This is a genomic window from Rhizobium sp. 3T7, from assembly GCF_020166565.1.
Classification (GTDB): Bacteria; Pseudomonadota; Alphaproteobacteria; order Rhizobiales; family Rhizobiaceae; genus Rhizobium.
The window spans coordinates 255,964-276,116 of record NZ_JAIQXS010000001.1 but is presented as its reverse complement, the minus strand read 5'-3'; the positions used below and the strand labels follow the sequence as shown (position 1 = coordinate 276,116).

Below are 20,153 nucleotides of genomic sequence, written 5' to 3'. Positions count from 1 at the left end.
AGATGTGAAAAGGCACACCCTCTCCAACCCCTCTGCTGGCCCACGGACGCAACAAAGATCCGCGCTCGGCCGGCCACAGGTTCTCACGCGCGCAAAAGTGTATCGCGTATGAGATCGATCACCTTTTCGGAGTCGATGCCGGTGCAGACGATCTGGCTCGGCAGGCCATCCCAATTGCCTGGCGGGAACCGGCGGCCGTCCGGTTTCACGATCGTCTGTCCATCGGCAATCCCGCCGCAAACCACGCGCACCGGACCGCGGATGGTCGAGAACAGCTCGGGTGCGACGATGTAGACGCAAGCGCAGCTGTCGTGAACCATCATGCCGTCCTCGACGGCGTGCTTGTAGAAATCGATATAGTCCTGCGAAAGATCATTCAGCAGCTTGACGGCGCTGTCGCCCTTGGCCGCAACCTCGGCGAGGTAGCTGCGGCTCATCGTCGTGGTCGCAGTCACGTCGAGGCCAATGACGGCAACCTTCCAAGGCGCGGTGAGGACGATGTCGGCCGCTTCCGGATCGCCATGGATGTTGGCTTCCGCGACCGGCGACACGTTGCCTGGAACATAGAAGTTGCCACCCATGATGACGACGTCCTTGACGAGACCGGCAATCTCCGGATCCTCCCTGAGCGCCATCGCCAGGTTGGTCATGCGACCGACGGCAACCACGCGGACCTCGCCCGGATTGGCGCGGACGGTATCGATGATGAAGCGGTGCGCAGGACGCGGATCGAGCGGCAGACCGACCGTTTCGGGCACCTCGATGTTGCCGAGGCCGTTCTCGCCATGCACGACGGTCGGCCACGCCCCCTCCCTACGCTCCGGATCGATCGTCACGCTCGCCCCCTTGGCGACGGGAGCAGAAATATCCCATTCGCGCTTCAGGAACAGCGCGTTGCGCGTCGTCGTCTCCACCGATGCGTTGCCGAAGACAGTCGTGATTCCAATCAGATCGATTTCGGGATGGCGGTGCAGGAAGAGCAGCGCCATTGCATCATCGACGCCCGGATCCGTGTCATAAATGACCTTGTGCATGAGTGTGCCTCTTTTCGTTATTGTCGCAGGGCAGCCGGACGGCGCCGCGAAGTCGGCGGCCACCATAGCGTCCGCTAATCTTTCTGCAACAGGGCACACGCAATCGCTGCGGTGGCGCGTCGCGACTTGATCTTCGGGACAACGAGCTCCGCATGCGTTCCAATCGCGGCCAACGCCGCCGATTCGGCGACGCCGTGACACCCCACCCGAGCGAAGACGATCGCCGAAGGATTTTTCAGCCGCGACGTCTCTTCCTCGAGCCGCGCGGCAGCGAAGAACAAGAGCGGTACGCCAAGGTGGCGCGCTACTCCAAGGATCGCGGATTCATTGCTCCGCGTATCGATCGATGCGACGGCCGCCAGCGTGCCAGCGTCGATGCCCGCCGCCGCCAACGCCGCAATGGCAAGCTCCTGAACCTCACCCTCCGGCGTCCCACGCTCGCACCCGAGGCCGATCACGTACCGGCGCGTTTTATCGAATCCAATTCCACTCATGTGCGACAATGAAACCCGCCCCTGTGCCCCTCAAGCCATTGCAGCATGGGGCGGGAAATGCAACATGCGCCGCGTACCACAGTCCAGAGTTTCCCTCCTTGTCCGATCTTGCCCCCAATCTGCTTTTCATGCTGGCCGCAGCCGGCTTCCTCGCTGGATTTGTCGATTCCATAGCCGGCGGCGGAGGCCTGATCACGGTCCCGGCAATGCTGATCGCGGGTATTCCACCACTCCAAACACTCGGCACCAACAAGGTGCAGTCGGTATTCGGCGCAGCCTCCGCGACGATCGCCTATGCCCGAAAGGGGCATGTTCATCTGCGCACACAGCTACCGATGGCGCTGATGGCGGTCCTCGGTGGCGCTCTCGGCGCCGCATTGGCGACGATCGTGCCTGGTGACGTACTGCGGGCGATCATGCCGGTCCTTCTGGTGGCAATCGCGCTGTATTTTGCGTTGAAGCCAAATCTGAACGACGTCGACAAGCATCGCCGCATGACGCCTTTCGTCTTCGGCCTGACGCTGGTGCCGGCCATCGGATTTTACGACGGTGTCTTTGGTCCCGGCACCGGCTCCTTCTTCATGCTGTCCTTCGTGTCTCTTGCCGGTTTCGGTATGCTGAAGGCAACGGCGCACACCAAGCTCTTGAATTTCGGCTCGAATGTAGGCGCCCTCATCATCTTCGTTTCCTTTGGCGCAATCCTTTGGAAAATCGGCCTAATGATGGGTGTCTGCCAGTTCCTGGGGGCGCAGCTCGGCTCGCGGCTTGCGATGCGGACCGGCGCGCGTTTGATCAAGCCGCTGCTCGTCGCCGTCTGCATCGCCTTCACGATCAAGCTTCTCTCCGATCCCGCCAATCCGATCCGACTCTGGCTGGAGATCTGACATTTAACTCGATTACCTCCCACGTCATTGAGGGAGCCGCGCCGCCTCTCCATGATCGCGATGCCTGGATAGACCGGGCGCCAACAGGAGATGATCGATGCCGAACGCTAACATCGCAACCTGGAACGAGACGGACGCAACCTTGCCTGAAATGCTGGAGAAAGGCTGCCATTGTCCGGTTGCAGCGCCAATGGCGCTGATAATGACAACGATGACCACGGTGCGGATCAGGGTGGCGAGATCGGAACTGATGACAGCGACGCCGATCTTGGCGAAGATCGCAGTCAATGCTGCAAAGGCCGCCGAAAGCACCGCCCAGAAAATCAGAACTCCACGCCCGGCTGCCCCTTGATGCCCGAGCGGAACGGATGCTTGATCAGCTCCATCTCGGTAACGAGATCGGCGATCTCGATCAGCTCGTCCTTGGCGTTGCGCCCGGTCAGGACGACATGAGTCATATACGGCTTCTCGTTTTTCAGGAACTCCACCACCTCGTTGATATCGAGGTAGTCGTAGCGCAACGCGATGTTGATCTCGTCGAGTAGCACCATCGAATTGCGCTCGTCGCGGATCAGCTCCTTCGCCTTCTCCCAGGCGGCACCGGCGGCAGCCACGTCGCGAGCGCGATCCTGTGTCTCCCAGGTGAAGCCCTCGCCCATGGTATGGAACTGGCAGATGTCGGAGAAGTGCTTCTCGATCAGGTCGCGCTCGCCGGTCCACATCGCGCCCTTGATGAACTGCACGACAGCGGAGGGCTTTCCATGCGCGATATGGCGGAAGATCATTCCGAACGCCGAGGAGGACTTGCCCTTGCCTTTCCCGGTATGGACGATGATGAGACCCTTCTCATCGGTCTTTGAGGCCATGATCTTGTCGCGGGCGGCTTTCTTCTTCGCCATCTTCTCGGCGTGGCGTGCGTCGTCGTGGCCAGTCGGCTCAGTGGTTTCGGCAGTCATCTCAATTTTCCCCGGATGCAAGCTTGAATGTGTCTGAAAGATCGAACCGCGCCGAATTGCTTCGCGGCGTCCAAAGGTGCCGATCGATGGCCTCGAGCAGCCGCTCCTTCATGTCGTCGAAGGCGGCGGGGTTTTTCTCGACCATGAAATCACGCACCTTCGGATCGATCACGAAGGCCTGATAGACGGCTTCGAAATGATGATTGCCCACCGCTCCCGTCGTCGCGGCAAAGGCGAAAAGATAATCGACAGTCGCAGCGATCTCAAAGGCTCCTTTGTAGCCATGGCGCATAACGCCATCGATCCACTTCGGATTAACCACGCGGCCACGCACCACACGCCCGATCTCGTCTTCCAACGATCGGATGACCGGCTTTTCCGGCCTCGAATGATCGTTGTGGTAGATCGATGGCCGATCACCCGCCAGCATTTCGGCTGCAGCCGCCATCCCGCCCTCGAACTGGTAGTAGTCGTCGCTGTCCAGAAGGTCGTGCTCGCGATTGTCCTGGTTCTGGACGACAGCCTGGATCGAGCGCAGGCGCTCTTCGAAGACGCCACGCTCCGCCCGACCCTCTTCGCCGGCACCGTAAGCATAGCTACCCCACACGAGATAGGCTTCGGCCAGATCGGCGCGACGCTCCCATCCCTTTTCATCGATCAATGCCTGCAAGCCGGCGCCGTAGGCCCCCGGCTTTGAGCCGAAGATACGATAGCCGGCGCGACGACCCGCTTGCGTCGCGTCCAGACCGGCAGCCTCGAGCCGCGCCGCCTCTCCGCGTATGCGCTCGGCAATCGGATTGTCCACCGGATCCTCGTCGAGCGCGCCGACCGCACGGATCGCCTTGTCGAACAGCGCGATCTGTTCCGGAAAGGCATCTCGGAAAAAGCCGGAAATGCGCAACGTCACGTCGACACGCGGGCGGCGCAGCAGCGCCGGCGGAATGACTTCGTAGCCGGTGACGCGCCGCGAGGTCATGTCCCAGACCGGTTTCACGCCAATCAGGGCCAGAGCCTGTGCAATATCATCGCCGCCGGTGCGCATGTTCGAGGTGCCCCAGGCGGTCAGTCCGAAGGACACCGGCCATTCGCCGTGATCCTGCACATAGCGGCGGATCAGCAATTCGGCGGACTTCCTCCCTAGCTCGTAAGCGGCCGGCGTCGGAACCGCGCGGCTGTCGACCGAGTAAAAGTTTCGCCCAGTCGGCAGTACATCCGGGCGTCCTCGCGTCGGCGCACCCGACGGCCCGGGCGCCACGAAACGGCCGTCGAGCCCCCGGAGCAGACCTTCGATCTCGGCAGCCCCGCAGGCCAAAATGGCGGGCTTGAGCCGCAGTCCGATCTCCGCAAGCACCGCGCCTGTGGCCTCCCAATCCTCCGGGCAAACGAACTCGCCTGCGACCAGCCTTGCCGCAAGCAGTTCGATCCGCTCGACAGTATCGCCGTTCGTTCGCCAGATCGCGTCTGTGGTATCAGCAAGACTATCCGGAAGCGTCCCGGCCCAAGGCTCGGCCAAGTCGCAGTCGAGAGGGTCGAAATCCAGGCCGATATCTGCGGCAATCGCCCGCTGGAGGCTGCGGTCGCCGTCCTGGCCGAGGCCCCGCGGGACCCGAGCCAATGCCACGGTCAGATCGGTCAGCAGTCGGCCCTGAGGCGAGACGCCGAACACATGCAGGCCATCGCGAATCTGCATCTCCTTGAGGTCGCAGAGATAGGCATCGAGCTTCTTCAGCGCTTCGGTTTCGCTCTCGCCTTTGTTGATACCGGCATCGCGGTCGAGACCTATGTCCGCCACGAGGTCGAGAATCTGCTTGCTGAGAAGCCGAATGCGGCGCGGATCGCCACCCGACGCCTCGTAGTATTCGTCGACCAGCGCCTCCAGATCCTTCAGCGGCCCGTAGCTCTCGGCACGTGTCAGCGGCGGTGTCAGATGGTCGATGATCACGGCGCCAGCGCGACGCTTCGCCTGAGTGCCCTCGCCGGGATCATTGACGATGAAGGGATAGAGATGCGGCATCGGGCCGAGGATGGCTTCCGGATAGCATTTCTCGGAGAGCGCCAGCGCCTTGCCTGGCAGCCACTCGAGATTGCCGTGCTTGCCCATGTGGATGACGGCGTGCGCGCCGAACTCGTGGCGAAGGAAAGCGTAGAAGGCGAGATAGCCGTGCGGCGGCACGAGATCCGGCGAGTGATAGCTTTCCTTCGGATCGATGTTGTAGCCCCGCGCCGGCTGGATGCCGACCAGCACCTCCCCAAGCCGCATGAACGGCAGCGCAAAAGCGCCGTTCAACACATAGGGATCGGTCTCGGGCGCACCCCAGCGCGCACCGATTTCATCCTGAATCTTTTTGGGAAGACTTGCGAAGAAAGCTTTGTAACGACTCAAGGAAAGCACTTCTCGGACAAGCTTCCCATCCGTGCCGGAATTTGTCGGGCCTTCCATAAGCCGCCGGATCAGCGCGTCGCCATCATCCGGCACATCCGCCACTCTATAGCCGGCGGCGCGCATTGCCTTAAGCACCTCGACGGTGCCCGCAGGCGTGTCCAGCCCGACGCCATTGCCAAGCCTCCCATCGCGGTTTGGATAGTTCGCCATGACAAGCGCAATGCGCCGGTCACCGGCGGATGTCGTGCGCAGCGTCGCCCAGTTAGCAGCAAGCCGGGCCGTATAGAGCATCCGCTCGATATCGGGCTCGCTACCGACAATGTTGGCCTCGACCCTCGCGTCGTAGCGAGCCGCGGATTTGAAGGAGACCGCACGGGCAAGTACCCGTCCGTCCACTTCAGGCAGCGCAACATTCATTCCAAGATCGCGCGCGGAAAGCCCCTGCGAGGAGGTGGCCCAGGCCTGACGCGATGAAGCCGAAAAGATCGCCTGAAGCACGACCGCGTCGTTGGCTTCCAACACGGTCGGTTCACGATCCGCGCCCGGCGCAGATACGGCAAAGCCCGTCGTGTTGATCACCACTTCGGGTTTGATGAGGTCAAAGACACTTTCGAGAATGCCCTTCGACACCGTGTCCTTGAGACTATAGGCAAACACCGGCAGCGGCCGGATGCCTTCGGCCAGCAGCGTATCGATCAAGGCTTCGACAGGCCTGGTCTCGCCGCTCTGCACGAGCGCCCGATAAAAGCTGACTGCAACGACAGGCGAATGCGACGCCCCCTGCAGGAACCGAAGCCGCTCATCGCATGCCGCTTTCCACTCCTCGACACCAACGACGCCCTTGCCCGGCCACCAGATCCCGGCCTTCATCAGCGGCGATGCCGCTTCGGGCTTTTCACTTCCTGAAAGCATCGCGCCGGCATAAGCGAGAAACGCACGTGAATTGGCGTCGCCACCTTCGATGAGATAGGCCCAGAGGGCATTTAAATCTTCAAGCGGAACATTCGAAAACGGCGACAAACCCGCGTCCGGCTTCGAATCTCCCGGCAGCACGGCGATAAGCGCGCCATGGCGCGCTCCCGCCGCATGAAGCGCCTCGAGTGCATAGTGGAAATAGCTTGCGCCACCCAACGCCCTGACGACGATCAGCTTCGCATGCCGGGCCGTCCGCTCGATATAGGCGTCGACCGACATCGGATGCTTCAAGCTCATCAGGCTTGCCAGCCGCAGCCCGAAGCCAGCGGCCGCCTCGTCATACGCGGCCGCCACTGCAGCAAGTTCGGTGTCGGCCGCCGACAAAAAGAGGACATCGCCCGGAGACTGACCAAGATCGATCGCCTCCTCGCCGTCACTTATCGTTCCCTGCTGTGCCAGGAGCAGATGCATTGGTCTGCCTTATGCCAGCGCTTCTATCGCCTTGCGAACTGCCGCTTCGTCCATCTCGTGCAGGCCGATGACGACCAGGCGAGTACCGCGCGCTTCGCCGGGCGCCCAGGCGCGATCGAAATAGTGGTCGATGCGGCTTCCGACCGCCTGCAACTGCAGACGCATCGGCTTGCCGGGAACATCGACGAATCCCTTGAGGCGCAGCACGTCATGCTGGCCGATGATCGACTTCAACGCGCCCACGAAGGCGGCAGGATCGGCAACGGGGCCGAGTTCCACGACAAAGCTGTCGAACTCGTCGTGGTCGTGCGGTAGGCCGTCCTCGTGCTCGAGTTCATGTTGGGACTTGCGGTTGATCACATCGTCTTCGGTACCCACGCCGAGCCCGAGCAGCACGCTCGCCGGAACCTCGCCATTGCGCGCCTCGATCATGACAGGCTTGCGGGCAATACGGGAAGCGACCTCGTCGCGCACGCGACCGAGGCCTGCCGCATCGAGAAGATCGGTCTTGTTGAGCACGATCAGATCGGCGCAGGTCAGCTGATCCTCGAAAAGCTCCTCGATCGGGCTTTCATGGTCGAGCGACTCGTCCTCAACCCGGCGGGCCTCGACGGCATCGTGGTCGTCGGCAAAGCGGCCGGCAGCAACGGCGGCGCTATCGACTACGGTGACCACGCCATCGACGGTGACCTGTGTGCGGATATCGGGCCAGTTGAAGGCGGCAACGAGCGGCTGCGGCAGCGCGAGGCCGGAGGTTTCGATGACGATGTGGTCGGGGCGCTGTTCGCGTTCCAAAAGCTTCGTCATCGTCGGAATGAAGTCGTCGGCAACCGTGCAGCAGATGCAGCCATTGGTGAGTTCGATGATGTCGTCCTCGGTGCAATTCTCGGCGCCGCAGCCCTTGAGCACCTCGCCGTCGACGCCGAGATCGCCGAACTCGTTGATAATCAGCGCGATCTTCTTGCCGTTCGTATTGGAAAGCAGATTGCGGATCATCGTCGTCTTGCCGGCGCCGAGAAAGCCGGTGATCACGGTCGCCGGGATTTTCTGCTGGTTCATGAAATTCAACCCTTCATCTTCAGCGGCAGACCTGCCGCGATAAAATACACATCCGCGGCTTCAGCCGCGATCATTTGATGCAAGCGGCCGGCATGATCCCGGAACTCCCGCGCCATGCGGTTTTCCGGAACGATGCCTAGACCGACCTCATTGGAAACGATGACGAGGCGCGCACGCGCCTTAGGCACGTAGGCGGCAAGCGAGGCGAACGCCGCCCCCATGTCGCGCTGCGCCATCATCAGATTGGTGACCCAAAGCGTCAGGCAATCGACAAGGATCGCCCGCCCCTGGCCATCGATCGCCCGCAGGCATCCGACAAGATCGAGCGGTTCTTCTTGGGTATGCCAGAGATCGCCGCGGTCGGCTTTGTGCTTGTCGATCCGGACGCGCATCTCGTCGTCCCAAGCCCGGCCCGTTGCCACATAATGGCGCTCCAGACCGGTCGAAACGACCAACTGCTCGGCAAAACGTGATTTTCCAGAGCGCGCACCGCCCAAGACGAAGGTCGCGCCGGATGATATCGGGTTCATGGAAAGTACTGTCCGATCTGCGGAAGTCTTCCGCGAGAAGCCGGAGCGGCTGCAAGACGCAGCCGGAAAGTCTCTCTTTCAGCCATGACAACCTCCGTGCTGGCAGCGGGCATCGCCCAGGAATGGGCTGTTCGCCCGGCACGATTGGCAGGTCTCCTGGCTCGCGGATTTTAGCTGCGATCGGGGCAGACCGGAAACCGGTCGCCCAGATCGTGCCAGCGGATCTTCCTCGCCTTCCCGGCTGCATTTCATGAAAAGGCGGACGATTCGTAGACGTTAAGAGGCGTCCAGCCCCGGTTGATCATGATGCACTGCCAGTGACTTTTCCGTCGCCGCTTCCGCGCCGCCCGCCTGCACTATTGCAGACCGTCAACCACGGGGAACCAACGCCGGACGGAAAACCCTGACCGCTCTACAGTCGCGGGGTCGGCTATGATGACGGTGCCCGGATTGGGTCCACCGCTTCACATTCCCTTTTCATCCGTACCGATTCAACCGGTCCGGAACCATCCGTTGTGAAGTCATCGTTAGGCAAGGCCACTGGCGAAGTCAATCGTGAGCCATCACTCACGACAACGACATTGCATGCCTCGGGCCGCGGTCTAGACGACCTTCTCTACCATATTTATCGTCTTTTATCAGTGGCTTACGTCACAAATAATTGTTGCCAGCGCCGGTCTTTTGCCGCAATTGCATCGCAAGCGGGTCGCGCCACCGATTGCCCTTCCCCTCACCGCACTTGACCGCGCCAGCGCCCGCCTAGTTTCCCTGCCATGCTCCTGAAAGTCGATATCCGCCGCTTCGGCCCGTTTCACACCCTTCTCGATATCGGGCGGATGCGCGCTCTGCTGCGGCGGAGCGAAATGGGGATGGTTATCGCCGGCGCGATCGTCGGGGTGATCTCCGGGCTGGCTGTGACAGGCATGAGCCTGGCCTCCCGTGCAATGCACAGGCTGATCTTCGGAATCAGCGACGTCGAGAGGCTGAGCTCCTCGCAGATCGATAACAAGTTCCTGCTGCTGACGGCACCGGTTTGCGGCGGCATCCTGCTCGGGCTTTTGCTGTTCATCCTCGCCAAGACCCGTAAGAAGCCGATGGTGGACCCGATCGAGGCAAACGCTCTGCATGGCGGTCGGCTATCGCTCACCGACAGCATTCTGGTGGCCGTCCAGAACCTAGTTTCGAACGGATTCGGCGCTTCGGTGGGCCTGGAAGCCGGCTACACACAGCTGGCGGCCGGTCTGGCCTCGAAGCTTGGCCTGAAGTTGCAGCTTCGCCGGTCGGACCTGCGCGTTCTCGTCGGATGCGGCGCGGCCGGTGCGATTGCCGCGGCCTTCAATGCGCCGCTGACCGGCGCCTTCTATGCCTTCGAGCTCATCATTGGCACATACACCATCGTCTCGCTGACGCCGGTCGTCGTTTCCGCACTGGTCGCGACCCAGGTCGCGCGGCTGCTGGCCGGCAGCGATTTCCTGATCGATGTTGGCGAATTCGGCTCGGTCATGCCGGCGGACTATGTCCCGGCTCTGCTGCTCGGTGCCGTCTGCGCGGGCGTTGGCATTCTCATCATGCAGGGCGTCGCCTCGATCGAGGAACTGGCGCGCCGGAGTTCCATCGCAACACCGCTGCGCCCTGCCCTTGGCGGCATCGTCGTCGGTCTCCTGGCCCTTATCACGCCGCAGGTCCTGTCAGCGGGACACGGAGCGCTGCACCTCAATCTCGGGCGCGATGTCGCTATTCCGGTCCTCATTGGGCTGCTTCTCCTCAAGGCCTTCGCCTCCGCGATCTCGATCGGCTCGGGTTTCAGAGGCGGCCTCTTCTTCGCGTCGCTGTTCATGGGGGCGTTGCTCGGCAAGCTATTTGCCTATTCCGCACCCTATTTCGCCCATGCGACGCTGACACCCGTCATCTACGCGGTCGTCGGCATGAGTTCGCTCGCAGTCGCCGTTATTGGCGGCCCCCTGACGATGACGTTCCTGGCGCTGGAGATCACCGGCGACTTTCCGATCACGGCGCTTGTCCTTGCGGCCGTCATCACTTCCTCACTCGTCGTGCGCAGCACCTTCGGCTACTCCTTCGCAACATGGCGCTTCCACCTGCGTGGCGAGAGCATTCGCAGCGCCCACGATGTCGGCTGGATTCGCAACCTAACGGTCGGCCGGCTGATGCGCGCCGATGTGAAGACCGCCAACGCCACTCTCTCGATCGACGAGTTCAAGGAGCGCTTCCCCATTGGTTCGGCGCAGCGGGTCGTCCTGGTGGACGACACGGGCAAATACAGCGGCCTGGTGCTCGTTCCGGATATTTACGCGAACCTGACCGACACCGACGACACCGGCAAGGATCTCAGCGAATTCATCCGCTACAAGAACGATTTCCTGCAGCCGCAGATGAACGCCAAGCAGGCAGCCGCCATCTTCGACAAGACCGAAAGCGAAGCGCTGGCCGTCGTCAACAATCTGATTGAGCGCAAGGTTGTCGGGCAGCTGAGCGAGGCCTATACGCTCCGCCGCTATAGCGAAGAACTCGATCGCCGCCGCCGCGAAATATCTGGCGAGATCTAACCGAAGAGCTTGTCAAGCCAGCGCCGGTCAAGACAGGCTTCCAACTCGGCCGCAATGTCGTCAAGGGCTTTTTCGACGCCCCCCCGGTAATCGTTCGTTTCGCCCGAAAGACCGAAACTTCGCAGCAAATTGGCACGATAAATGTCACTCGTGAAGAGCCCGTGCAGATATGTGCCGGCAATCCGGCCGTCTGCGGATACTGCACCGTCCGGCTTTCCATCGATGATCGCGAACGGCCGGCCGCAATCCTCTCCGACGGTGATGCCGAGGTGGATCTGATAGCCTGCAAGCGGCGCGCCGTCTTCCACCGCCACGGCGACGCTGTTCCGCACCGTCTTTTCCGGTGCCATCTCCGTCTCGACATCCAGTAGGCCGAGACCGGTAGTCTCCACCGCATCTCCCTCGATGCCCAAGGGGTCGCGGACCTTACGTCCGAGCATCTGATAGCCGCCGCAAATGCCGAAGACCCGGCCACCCCGTTTCACATGGGCCAGGAGATCGGCATCCCAACCCTGCGTGCGCATATCCGCCAGGTCTGATATCGTCGACTTCGAACCGGGCAGGATGACCAGACGGGCGTCCGACGGCAGCCGCTCGCCGGGGCGGACAAAAACCAACTCGACATCCGGCTCCGCAGCCAGCGGATCCAGATCGTCGAAATTCGCGATGCGGGAAAAGACCGGTACGGCAATCCTCAGCGCAGCCTTACCGCCTCGTGCCAGGCGCTCCAGCGCCACCGAGTCCTCGGCCGGCAATTGCGAAGCGTGTTTGAGCCACGGCACCACACCGAAGCATGGCCACCCAGTATGATCCTCTACAGCATCGATCCCTGCATCAAACAGCGAAACGTCGCCGCGGAACTTGTTGATGATGTAGCCGGATATCATTGCCCGGTCTTCCCCGGATAGGATCGTATGTGTGCCGACCAGCGAAGCGATCACACCGCCCCGATCGATATCGCCCACCAGGACGACGGGCACACCGGCGTGTGCCGCAAATCCCATATTGGCGATATCGCCGGCCCTGAGATTGATTTCGGCAGGTGAGCCGGCGCCTTCCACGATTACAAGGTCTGCTCTGATCGAAACTTCGGAAAAGCTGTGCATCACGTAGTCGAGGAGTGCGGGCTTGAGCTTTTGATAGTCCCGCCCTTTGGCCTGCCCCCAGACCTTGCCTTGGACGATGATCTGGCTGCCGTATTCGGATTGCGGCTTGAGCAACACAGGATTCATGTGCACGGAGGACGGTACCCGCGCGGCGAGCGACTGCAGCCATTGCGCCCGGCCGATCTCACCACCGTCATCAGCGACAGCGGCATTGTTTGACATGTTCTGGGGCTTGAAGGGACGGACCGAAAGGCCGCGATTGGCAGCAAGCCGGCAAAGCCCCGCAACAAGAACGGTCTTGCCGACGTCGGAGCCGGTACCCTGGAGCATGATGGCCTTGGTCATTGTCGCAGAACTCCGGAGAAATTCGCCTCGGCCTACAACGACGTCAAGGTTGCGGTCAATCGCAGGCGCCGAAAATGCGAAGGCCGCGTCAACCGTTGAAGGTTGCGCGGCCTGCCGAAATACGCTGGCGCATTCGCCCACACACGGCGAAGCTCACGTTCCCCGGGACGCACTACCTGATCCGGAGAAGCAGCGGTGTCCCCCGCTACGCAACAACAGATAGCGCCACATCGTTACCGGAGGGTTAGCAAGCCCTTAAGCAAAGATGAATTTTGGCATTTTCTGACTTTTCTTCTCGATCGAGGCGCCGCTGACAAAGCTACCAACACAATCTCTGAACGCTCGCGCCAACCTTTTGGTGAGACTAGCATTAACGATATTAAATCAGATGTTTAGACTTCACGCCTCAAGCACAGAAGACAATTGATTTCCGCAGCCGAACGCGTAGGCTGCCTTCCAAGGCGCCAAGACGAGCGCCACAGCAAAAGCCCGGACAACAGCACGAGGACCTCCGCAGGGTGTGGAACGCCTAGGTTGTGGCCGCTGCAGCAAGAATGGGAACGCAAGATGAGATTTCTCTGCACGTCAATCCTGCTCGCCGCAGGAGTTTGTGCAGCCGCCGCTACCGCGCAGGCTGCCGAATGCGGCAACGTCGCCATCGCTGAAATGAAATGGGCTTCGGCCGGTATTGCCGCCAACTTCGATAAGTTCATTCTCGAGAAGGGTTACGGCTGCTCGGTCAAGATCGTCCCGGGGGACACGATGCCGACTTTCCTCTCGATGAACGCAAAAGGTGAGCCAGATATCGCGTCCGAGTTCTGGATCAATTCAGTGCGCACCGAACTCGATGGCGCAGTCAAGGAGGGCAAGCTGATCCAGGCGGCCGAAATCCTCTCGGAGGGCGCCGTCGAGGGCTGGTGGATACCGAAATTCATTGCCGATGCCAATCCGGATATCCGCAGCGTAGAGGACGCACTCAAGCATCCCGAACTTTTCCCGGCACCGGGCAATTCCTCGCAGGGCGCGGTCTATAGTTGTCCCGTCGGCTGGAGTTGCCAGATATCGACTTCAAATCTGTTCCGCGCGCTGGGAGCCGACAAGAACGGGTTTCAGCTTGTCGAAACCAGCAGCCCGCAGGAACTTGATGATTCCATCGCAGCCGCATTCCAGAAAAAGACCGGTTGGCTTGGCTACTATTGGGCCCCGACAGCCATCCTCGGCAAATACGACATGACTCTCCTCAGCTTCGGCGTCGGTCATAACAAGGCAGAATGGGACAGCTGCACATCGGTCCCTGGCTGCGCTCGACCGCAGGTGAACTCCTACCCAGTCTCCAGGGCCTACACGATCGTGACCAAGAGCTTCGCCGATCGGGCCGGGTTGGCGATGGATTATCTCAAGGTCCGCTCATGGGACAACACGACGATCAACGAAGTGCTTGCCTGGCAGGATGAGAACCACAAGAGCAACGAGGAGGCCACGATCTATTTCCTCCAGAACTATGCCGCCCTGTGGACCAAATGGGTTCCTGCCGATGTCGCCCAGAAGGTCAAGGCCGGGCTTTAAGGCGAGCCCGCCGGACGATAGATCCGCGCATAAGAGTGAACGCGCGACGAGAACGTCTTCCCTGTGGCGTTGTGGTTTTCCTATAAGCAGCGACTGTTTGTGCCCAAATCGTGCCAAGTCGTTTGCCCCAGACCAGGAGAATAGAGATGACACCCGCTCCATTTCCAGACCGAGACACGATCGCCTCAAAGTTTGCGAACCTCGGTGAACAGGAGAAAGCCTACATTGTCCTGTTGATGGAAACCGCGGCACAGGATGAGAACCTCATCGATGGCCTCCATCGCCACCTGGACAACGCCGCGAGCGCATCGTTCCTGAACACATTGAAACTCGATCACCTTGGGAAATGGATTGGCGAGGCAGCACCCGCTCGCCTGCAGATACGCCTCATGGAGGCCGCGAAATCAAGCCAGCATCCCGCCTATGCAGCTTTCCGGACCGGGCTTTCGCGTTCCGGCGGGCTCAAAAAGGCCTACCCGCCGGCAGCGATCTGACGCCGTATTACCTCGTGGCCGCGCGACCGACCGAACGACCTGCATCCTGAGTCGCGTTTACGGCATTTGCCGTGTCGCGACCGATGCCGCGAATCGTGTTTCCACACGAAGAAAGCACGAGCAGTATTGCGAGGGCGGAGCCGATTTTAGCCATTGTCGTCATTATGAAATCCTTCCTTCTCAATCGTCCGGGCGCGGGAGGTTTCCACCACGCGCGTTAAACCCCGGAGGAAGAAAAGAGGTCCCCGCTTAGTTGTCAAGCAGCAACGGCTTTTGCTTTTTCGGCAAAGGCAAAGCGGATACTTTCGGCCACAGCCCGCATCGGGCTGTTCATCTGCGATGCGGTGAGCAGCCTGATGTCGAAGGAACCAAGCTCGGGCAATCCTTCCTGCAGGCCGAGGATCGCCATCTCATCGGTGACATAGGAACGGGGCAGCGGCGCGATTGCCAGGTCGGAAACCACAGCTGCTCGTTGCGCCATCGTGTGGCCGCTGAGAAAAGCGACACGATAACCGCGCTTCATGCGCTCAAGTTGCGACAGTGCCTCCGAGCGCCAGATGCAGCCATCTTCCCAGATCGAGATCGGCAGCGGATCGCGACGATGCGCCGTACCGCACTTGGCGCCAGCCCACACCAGCCGCTCGCGAAATACGATCTCGCCGTCAGTCGGCAGTGGACGCGTCGCACAATTGATCAGCGCCAGATCCAGGCGTTGCTCTTCAATGCGCTTCTTGAGGCCGATGCTCATGTCAATGGTGACGTCGACCATAATGCTCGGGAAACTCTCGGCGAAGCTTTTCAGGATGCGCGGCAGCAGTCGTTCACCGATATCCTCCGGCGCACCGAGCCGCACCACGCCGCTTAGTTCGGGCATGATGAACCGCGAAACCGCCTCGTTGGACAAAGCGAGAATGTTGCGCGCATAAGACAGCAGCACCTCACCATGCTGGGTCAGGCTGACGGACCGCGCATCCCGCAGGAAAAGCGTGGCGCCGAGCTGCTCCTCCAGCTTCTTGATCTGCATGGAGACCGCCGACGGTGTCCGGTAGACGGCCTCCGCGGCAGTGGAAAAATTGCCGGTCTCTGCTATGGCAACGAAGGTGCGCAGCACGTCGTTATCAAGCAAGGGAATGGGACGGCGAAAGGGAATGCTCATCGTCACATCTTTCAATTTTTCTGAATTTGAATTCCATATCATTTTGTTTGATTGAAAGTCAACCCGACAATATCCTTCCTTCGTAGCGGCTAGTACTGATGAAAGGAGGCCGCGATGAACACTCTCAACGCTATCTTTGACATCTTCTACGCATTCAGATCACGCCAGATCTCCCGCCAGACGCGCGATCGCACACGAGATCAGTTGGCGCGGCTGCCGAGACATCTCGCTGATGATCTCGACCTGCAAGCTCTTGGCATGACCGAGCCTCGCTGAGACGCGAGACCCCAGCAGCGTCTTCAAAGACACGGTCAAAGGTTCTAATATACGCTCCGCGGCGCGGCTACGGAGCGCAATGACCATGGCGATGAATGACGCGTGTTTCCAAGGTGATATCCCTGCAGCGTATGATCGGTACCTGGTACCGATCCTGTTTGACCCTTATGCGGCCGATCTGGCGCAGCGCCTGGCGCCGCTTCATCCGCACCGCGTTCTCGAAGTCGCGGCGGGGTCTGGCGCTTTGACGCGTGCGCTATCGTCGGCGCTTCCGCACGCCGAAATCATTGCCACCGATTTGAACCAAGCCATGTTGGATGTCGCCGCATTGAGACATTCCGGAGGGCATGTCGCATGGCAACAGGCCGACGCCTTGAGCCTGCCCTTCCCCGATCAGACCTTTGACGCCGTCACAAGCCAGTTCGGCGTCATGTTTTTTCCCGACAAGCACCGCGCCTACCGCGAAATCCTCCGGGTGCTGAAGCCGAAGGGGACGTTCCTCTTCAACACCTGGGACTCCGTGGAGAACAACGACTTCGCAAAGGCCGTCAAGGCTGCGACGGATGCGCTGTTTCCAGACGATCCGCCGGATTTCTTCCGGCGGACACCGCACGGCTACTTTGATGCCGAGGCGATCCTGTCGGAACTCGAGCGGGCCGGCTTCCAGTCGGCGACTTTCACAAAGGTCGACAAGACTGCCCGTGCATCCTCGGCAAGGGATGTGGCGACCGCCTTCTGCCGGGGTAGCCCGCTCCGCATGGAAATCGAAGCCCGCCAGTCGAAAATCGATGTCGTTGCCCGCGTGGCCGATACACTTGAACAGGTTTTCGGCAAGGGACCGATCGAGGGCCGGATGTCCGCGTTTGTGTTCACCGCCGAGGCCCCGCGCCAGACCTAAGCAGCTCGGCGCCCCGTTTCCATGTCGCAGAAGCCACCGTGGCTTTCGGCAGGGTATCGACTGCGTAGCCAGGAAGCGGCCCACGTGACGACGCAACACTGTCGGAACATCCTGTGTGGAGCGACGTTCCTTCTATGCAACGCACCCTTTGTCGTTGCATAGACTGCGTTTCCCTCAACTGCAGTCCCCAGAGGCCCGGCGCTGTCCAAACCAGCACCGGGCTTTTCTCTCTTTGCTCACCATTCACCCTTTAGATAATTAAGAGACACCTAAAATAAATCTTGAAATCGCCGTCTCGCTAATGATGATGCTTGCCGTCGACCAGGAGGGGTATCGATGTCACAGTACCAGGAAACGCGGCGGTTCAAATGCACCGGCGACGCTGGAAATCCCTGCATCGTCATCGAACAGATCAAGATTGCTGATGAAGCCGTTGCCAGCCCAAGAACAGACTATATGACGGTGGATGGCGATGTCGCCAATCGCCTCGACAAGAAGCACTTTCTGATCCTGATGAAGGGCGAGGTCGTTAAGATTCAGAGGGCTCTAAGGAAAAAGCACTGAGCTGCTACTAGGCGGCGTTGCCCTCGCGGCGCGGGCCGACGTCGTGGTGGGTCCCTGCTACCTCGGAATGGACTGAGATGTTGCTGGGCACATGTCATCAGCGCGTCATGTGACGGTGATGTCTTAACGCACCGAGCGCTGAGATTCGTTTCCATTCGGCGCTGTTCACCGTTGGAATGACCGATGCTGTGTATCATTGCCGTCGCCAGTGCCCTGCTGGCAGTCAATACCCTCAGCCTTATGATCGCCGGATGGCGGATTCGGTCCCGCCAAGACAAGGCGCCAAGCATCTCTGCGCGCCCTTCAGTCTCGATCGTGATACCTCTTTGCGGAGTGGAACGGTTCTCGCGGGAGACACTCCAAAGCGCACTTAGCCTGGATTGGCCCGACTACGAAGTCATCTTCTGCGTTGCCGACAGGACCGATCCCATCATTGGTGTAGTCGAGCACACCCTCCGAACAAAGCCGCTGACAAAGGCGAAAATCCTTGTCGGAGACGACCGCATCAGCGCAAATCCGAAACTCAACAATTGCGTCAAGGGCTGGAACATCGCGTCCCATGAATGGGTTGTACTTGCCGACTCCAACCTCCTGATGCCCACAGACTATCTCGCACGCCTGCTGGCATCATGGCGGCCCGATAGCGGACTTGTCTGCTCGACGCCACTTGGGTCCCGTCCCAATGGGTTTTGGGCGGAGGTCGAATGTGCGTTTCTCAACACTCACCAAGCGCGCTGGCAGTATGCCGGTGAGGCGCTTGGATTCGGCTTCGCGCAGGGCAAGAGCATGCTATGGCGCAAGAAGATGCTCGACGCCCACGGAGGCATCCAGGCACTTGCGGCTGAAATCGCCGAAGACGCCGCCGCCACAAAGCTGGTGAACAGCATGGGTCTCAAGGTACATCTCGTCGCCGGGCCGTTCGAGCAGCCCCTGGGCAGACGGACCTTCCGCGAGATCTGGGCAAGGCAATGCCGTTGGGCGCGGCTAAGGCGCGTCACCTTCCCGCACTTCTTCGCGCCGGAGATCCTGCTTGGTGTGGTGCCCCCGTTATTGCTGTGCATGAGCGCTGCCTTCGTATCTGGGACTAGTCTTCCCGCAACAGCTTTCGCGGTTTTATGCGCCGCCTACACACCGGAGCTTATCCTTACGGTCCGCAAGAATTGGCACTTGTCCCCGCTGTCACTCGTCGCAATGGTTACGCGCGATGCCTTGCTTCCAATTATCTGGACGAGGAGCTGGTTGGCAGGGAGCTTCGATTGGCGCGGGAACAGGATGGTGATCGGATCGCAGGAGTCGCGTCTCGAAGCTGGCGTGGCTGGATCGACCGCAAGCCCCTAACAACGGCGGGCGCATTCGATTCGGGTGTCATATGTGAGGCTGCCCACTTGGGAGCTGGAATGCTCCGAAATTGAACTCAGGTTGGCAACTGGGCCGAAGTGCCCTTATCCGCGAAATCGGCACTATGCTTCCGATCCGCTTGTCGGGACAAATTATTGCGATTCTGCCGATGCATTGAAAGCATTGAAGAAATCTGCGCGAGCCAAAAATACGCGATTCTGTGGCGTGCCTCAGGACCTGTTTCCTAGTGCTTCTAACGCCCGGAAGTATCTTCTCATCGCCTTGCGATCCCGTACTGAAGGACGAAAATGTAGCGGCAGAATGCCAGCCTCCGATATCTTAGAGAAAATCACCGCCATCGCTCGCTTTGGGTGCCTCCGCGCGGCGAGATAGGTCATGATTTCGGCCCCGGAGATACACTGTTGGCGAAAATTCCTAACGCTGGAAAGCTTGAGGCCATCGCAAGGCAGCAAACACTTGTGACCAATGTAGCCCCTCGTGCTTCGTGACCACGTTGAATTTGCAATCCATCCTGAGCTGGACGTAGGACCCCGTCCATAGACTGCCGCGGCCGCAGTTCCTCTCACGGGAACGTTCGGTTGTGTGTAGATCGCGTCGCTGGTCGTCTGTTGCCACTGGAGTCCCCCGGCGAGCATCACGGTCAGTTGCCGGCCGGCTTTACGGTAATCGAAGGCTTCAGGTGAAGCAGGTTCGTATACACTCAGTTACTAGAGATGAGATAGCCGGTAGACACATCTGCCGCCACATTGTCGGCACTGCCGAAGAGCAGCGTAGCCCAAATCGCAGTTACACAAACCGCGGCAACTAGAAGCAGCACTTCCATCTTCGTCGTGAACGAAGGGGGCTTCCTTTCTGTATCAGTGTTCGTTTCCATGACTGTTCTCCGAAACTGGGAGGGTAACGGCAGCGCCATGACGTCGGTGACGTCGATGACGTCGGTGACCTAGAGTAGGCGCACCCAGTGTTCCGCGCAGCTATCCCTAAGGATGGTTCACCTTAGCGATAGGTCGGGTTTCGGCATGAAATCCGCCTGAGCGGATCGGTCAGACGATAGAGTTTCTAGTCCGGATCTCGCATCCCGGTGCCGGACGAATGGGCC

At 60.4% G+C, this 20,153-nt stretch carries 18 protein-coding genes, 1 pseudogene and 1 riboswitch; of the genes and pseudogenes, 8 read left to right on the top strand and 11 right to left on the bottom strand.

What is annotated here, in order from left to right:
* Positions 1–83: 83 nt before the first annotated feature.
* Positions 84–1,034 (bottom strand): nucleoside hydrolase, encoded by a 951-nt coding sequence (locus tag K9B32_RS01350; RefSeq protein WP_224560114.1) that lies wholly within the window; start codon positions 1,032–1,034, stop codon positions 84–86.
* A 74-nt stretch (positions 1,035–1,108) separates the two neighbouring features.
* Positions 1,109–1,528, bottom strand: coding sequence for a cobalamin biosynthesis protein (locus K9B32_RS01345; protein ID WP_224560113.1), 420 nt, complete (start codon positions 1,526–1,528; stop codon positions 1,109–1,111).
* Between the two features lie 128 nt (positions 1,529–1,656).
* On the opposite strand from K9B32_RS01345, the gene K9B32_RS01340 reads away from it, so the two are divergent.
* Complete coding sequence (locus tag K9B32_RS01340; RefSeq protein ID WP_411969673.1) at positions 1,657–2,412, top strand: TSUP family transporter; 756 nt, start codon at positions 1,657–1,659, stop codon at positions 2,410–2,412.
* Positions 2,413–2,553: 141 nt separating this feature from the next.
* On the opposite strand, the pseudogene K9B32_RS01335 reads toward K9B32_RS01340, so the two are convergent.
* The 5 genes and pseudogenes from K9B32_RS01335 to cobU form a co-directional block, all read right to left on the bottom strand.
* Positions 2,554–2,739: pseudogene (locus K9B32_RS01335) on the bottom strand (transporter); the annotation flags it as partial.
* On the bottom strand, positions 2,736–3,368 hold the full coding sequence (cobO, locus tag K9B32_RS01330; protein ID WP_007788375.1) for a cob(I)yrinic acid a,c-diamide adenosyltransferase: 633 nt from the start codon (positions 3,366–3,368) through the stop codon (positions 2,736–2,738). The gene cobO and the pseudogene K9B32_RS01335, both read right to left, overlap by 4 nt.
* 1 nt (position 3,369) lies before the next feature.
* Positions 3,370–7,137 carry a cobaltochelatase subunit CobN gene (cobN, locus tag K9B32_RS01325; protein WP_224560111.1) on the bottom strand — a complete coding sequence of 1,256 codons (3,768 nt, stop codon included), beginning with the start codon at positions 7,135–7,137 and terminating at the stop codon, positions 3,370–3,372.
* 9 nt (positions 7,138–7,146) lie between these two features.
* Complete coding sequence (gene cobW / locus K9B32_RS01320; protein ID WP_224560110.1) at positions 7,147–8,196, bottom strand: cobalamin biosynthesis protein CobW; 1,050 nt, start codon at positions 8,194–8,196, stop codon at positions 7,147–7,149.
* 5 nt (positions 8,197–8,201) lie between these two features.
* Complete coding sequence (gene cobU, locus K9B32_RS01315) at positions 8,202–8,726, bottom strand: bifunctional adenosylcobinamide kinase/adenosylcobinamide-phosphate guanylyltransferase (protein ID WP_224560109.1); 525 nt, start codon at positions 8,724–8,726, stop codon at positions 8,202–8,204.
* A 128-nt stretch (positions 8,727–8,854) separates the two neighbouring features.
* Positions 8,855–9,252, bottom strand: a riboswitch (cobalamin riboswitch).
* Positions 9,253–9,499: 247 nt separating this feature from the next.
* On the opposite strand from cobU, the gene K9B32_RS01310 reads away from it, so the two are divergent.
* Entirely contained in the window at positions 9,500–11,290 is a 1,791-nt protein-coding gene (locus K9B32_RS01310; protein ID WP_224560108.1) for a chloride channel protein, read from the top strand.
* Here the strand turns inward: K9B32_RS01310 and K9B32_RS01305 are convergent.
* Positions 11,287–12,741, bottom strand: coding sequence for a cobyric acid synthase (locus tag K9B32_RS01305; protein WP_224560107.1), 1,455 nt, complete (start codon positions 12,739–12,741; stop codon positions 11,287–11,289). The genes K9B32_RS01310 and K9B32_RS01305 overlap by 4 nt on opposite strands.
* 567 nt (positions 12,742–13,308) lie before the next feature.
* Between K9B32_RS01305 and K9B32_RS01300 the strand changes: the two genes are divergently transcribed.
* Together K9B32_RS01300 and K9B32_RS01295 are read left to right on the top strand one after the other, a co-directional pair.
* The gene (locus tag K9B32_RS01300) at positions 13,309–14,307 is read left to right on the top strand and encodes a glycine betaine ABC transporter substrate-binding protein (protein ID WP_224560106.1); all 999 of its coding nucleotides are present in this window, start codon (positions 13,309–13,311) and stop codon (positions 14,305–14,307) included.
* Between the two features lie 146 nt (positions 14,308–14,453).
* Entirely contained in the window at positions 14,454–14,801 is a 348-nt protein-coding gene (locus K9B32_RS01295; protein WP_224560105.1) for a hypothetical protein, read from the top strand.
* Between the two features lie 7 nt (positions 14,802–14,808).
* Here K9B32_RS01295 and K9B32_RS01290 read toward each other — a convergent pair whose 3' ends face one another.
* Complete coding sequence (locus tag K9B32_RS01290) at positions 14,809–14,964, bottom strand: entericidin A/B family lipoprotein (RefSeq protein WP_007788385.1); 156 nt, start codon at positions 14,962–14,964, stop codon at positions 14,809–14,811.
* Positions 14,965–15,057: 93 nt separating this feature from the next.
* On the bottom strand, positions 15,058–15,999 hold the full coding sequence (locus K9B32_RS01285; protein WP_183721624.1) for a LysR family transcriptional regulator: 942 nt from the start codon (positions 15,997–15,999) through the stop codon (positions 15,058–15,060).
* A 72-nt stretch (positions 16,000–16,071) separates the two neighbouring features.
* On the opposite strand from K9B32_RS01285, the gene K9B32_RS01280 reads away from it, so the two are divergent.
* The 4 genes from K9B32_RS01280 to K9B32_RS01265 all read left to right on the top strand — a co-directional run bounded on the left by K9B32_RS01280 (position 16,072) and on the right by K9B32_RS01265 (position 19,033).
* Positions 16,072–16,233 (top strand): hypothetical protein, encoded by a 162-nt coding sequence (locus K9B32_RS01280; RefSeq protein ID WP_224560104.1) that lies wholly within the window; start codon positions 16,072–16,074, stop codon positions 16,231–16,233.
* Positions 16,234–16,318: 85 nt separating this feature from the next.
* Positions 16,319–17,131 carry a class I SAM-dependent methyltransferase gene (locus K9B32_RS01275; RefSeq protein ID WP_224560103.1) on the top strand — a complete coding sequence of 271 codons (813 nt, stop codon included), beginning with the start codon at positions 16,319–16,321 and terminating at the stop codon, positions 17,129–17,131.
* Positions 17,132–17,467: 336 nt separating this feature from the next.
* The gene (locus K9B32_RS01270) at positions 17,468–17,695 is read left to right on the top strand and encodes a hypothetical protein (protein WP_224560102.1); all 228 of its coding nucleotides are present in this window, start codon (positions 17,468–17,470) and stop codon (positions 17,693–17,695) included.
* Positions 17,696–17,878: 183 nt separating this feature from the next.
* Positions 17,879–19,033 (top strand): glycosyltransferase, encoded by a 1,155-nt coding sequence (locus K9B32_RS01265; protein ID WP_224560101.1) that lies wholly within the window; start codon positions 17,879–17,881, stop codon positions 19,031–19,033.
* Between the two features lie 721 nt (positions 19,034–19,754).
* Here the strand turns inward: K9B32_RS01265 and K9B32_RS01255 are convergent.
* The gene (locus K9B32_RS01255) at positions 19,755–19,928 is read right to left on the bottom strand and encodes a hypothetical protein (protein WP_224560100.1); all 174 of its coding nucleotides are present in this window, start codon (positions 19,926–19,928) and stop codon (positions 19,755–19,757) included.
* Positions 19,929–20,153 lie beyond the last annotated feature (225 nt).

Coding starts and splice junctions, on each gene's coding strand:
- K9B32_RS01255 (WP_224560100.1), bottom strand. CDS start 19,928: ATGGAAACGAACACTGATACAGAAAGGAAGCCCCCTTCGTTCACGACG.
- K9B32_RS01340 (WP_411969673.1), top strand. CDS start 1,657: ATGCTGGCCGCAGCCGGCTTCCTCGCTGGATTTGTCGATTCCATAGCC.
- K9B32_RS01300 (WP_224560106.1), top strand. CDS start 13,309: ATGAGATTTCTCTGCACGTCAATCCTGCTCGCCGCAGGAGTTTGTGCA.
- cobN (WP_224560111.1), bottom strand. CDS start 7,137: ATGCATCTGCTCCTGGCACAGCAGGGAACGATAAGTGACGGCGAGGAG.
- cobU (WP_224560109.1), bottom strand. CDS start 8,726: ATGAACCCGATATCATCCGGCGCGACCTTCGTCTTGGGCGGTGCGCGC.
- K9B32_RS01350 (WP_224560114.1), bottom strand. CDS start 1,034: ATGCACAAGGTCATTTATGACACGGATCCGGGCGTCGATGATGCAATG.
- cobW (WP_224560110.1), bottom strand. CDS start 8,196: ATGAACCAGCAGAAAATCCCGGCGACCGTGATCACCGGCTTTCTCGGC.
- K9B32_RS01310 (WP_224560108.1), top strand. CDS start 9,500: ATGCTCCTGAAAGTCGATATCCGCCGCTTCGGCCCGTTTCACACCCTT.
- K9B32_RS01280 (WP_224560104.1), top strand. CDS start 16,072: ATGAACACTCTCAACGCTATCTTTGACATCTTCTACGCATTCAGATCA.
- K9B32_RS01305 (WP_224560107.1), bottom strand. CDS start 12,741: ATGACCAAGGCCATCATGCTCCAGGGTACCGGCTCCGACGTCGGCAAG.
- K9B32_RS01270 (WP_224560102.1), top strand. CDS start 17,468: ATGTCACAGTACCAGGAAACGCGGCGGTTCAAATGCACCGGCGACGCT.
- K9B32_RS01275 (WP_224560103.1), top strand. CDS start 16,319: ATGGCGATGAATGACGCGTGTTTCCAAGGTGATATCCCTGCAGCGTAT.
- K9B32_RS01290 (WP_007788385.1), bottom strand. CDS start 14,964: ATGACGACAATGGCTAAAATCGGCTCCGCCCTCGCAATACTGCTCGTG.
- K9B32_RS01265 (WP_224560101.1), top strand. CDS start 17,879: ATGCTGTGTATCATTGCCGTCGCCAGTGCCCTGCTGGCAGTCAATACC.
- K9B32_RS01285 (WP_183721624.1), bottom strand. CDS start 15,999: ATGATATGGAATTCAAATTCAGAAAAATTGAAAGATGTGACGATGAGC.
- K9B32_RS01295 (WP_224560105.1), top strand. CDS start 14,454: ATGACACCCGCTCCATTTCCAGACCGAGACACGATCGCCTCAAAGTTT.
- cobO (WP_007788375.1), bottom strand. CDS start 3,368: ATGACTGCCGAAACCACTGAGCCGACTGGCCACGACGACGCACGCCAC.
- K9B32_RS01345 (WP_224560113.1), bottom strand. CDS start 1,528: ATGAGTGGAATTGGATTCGATAAAACGCGCCGGTACGTGATCGGCCTC.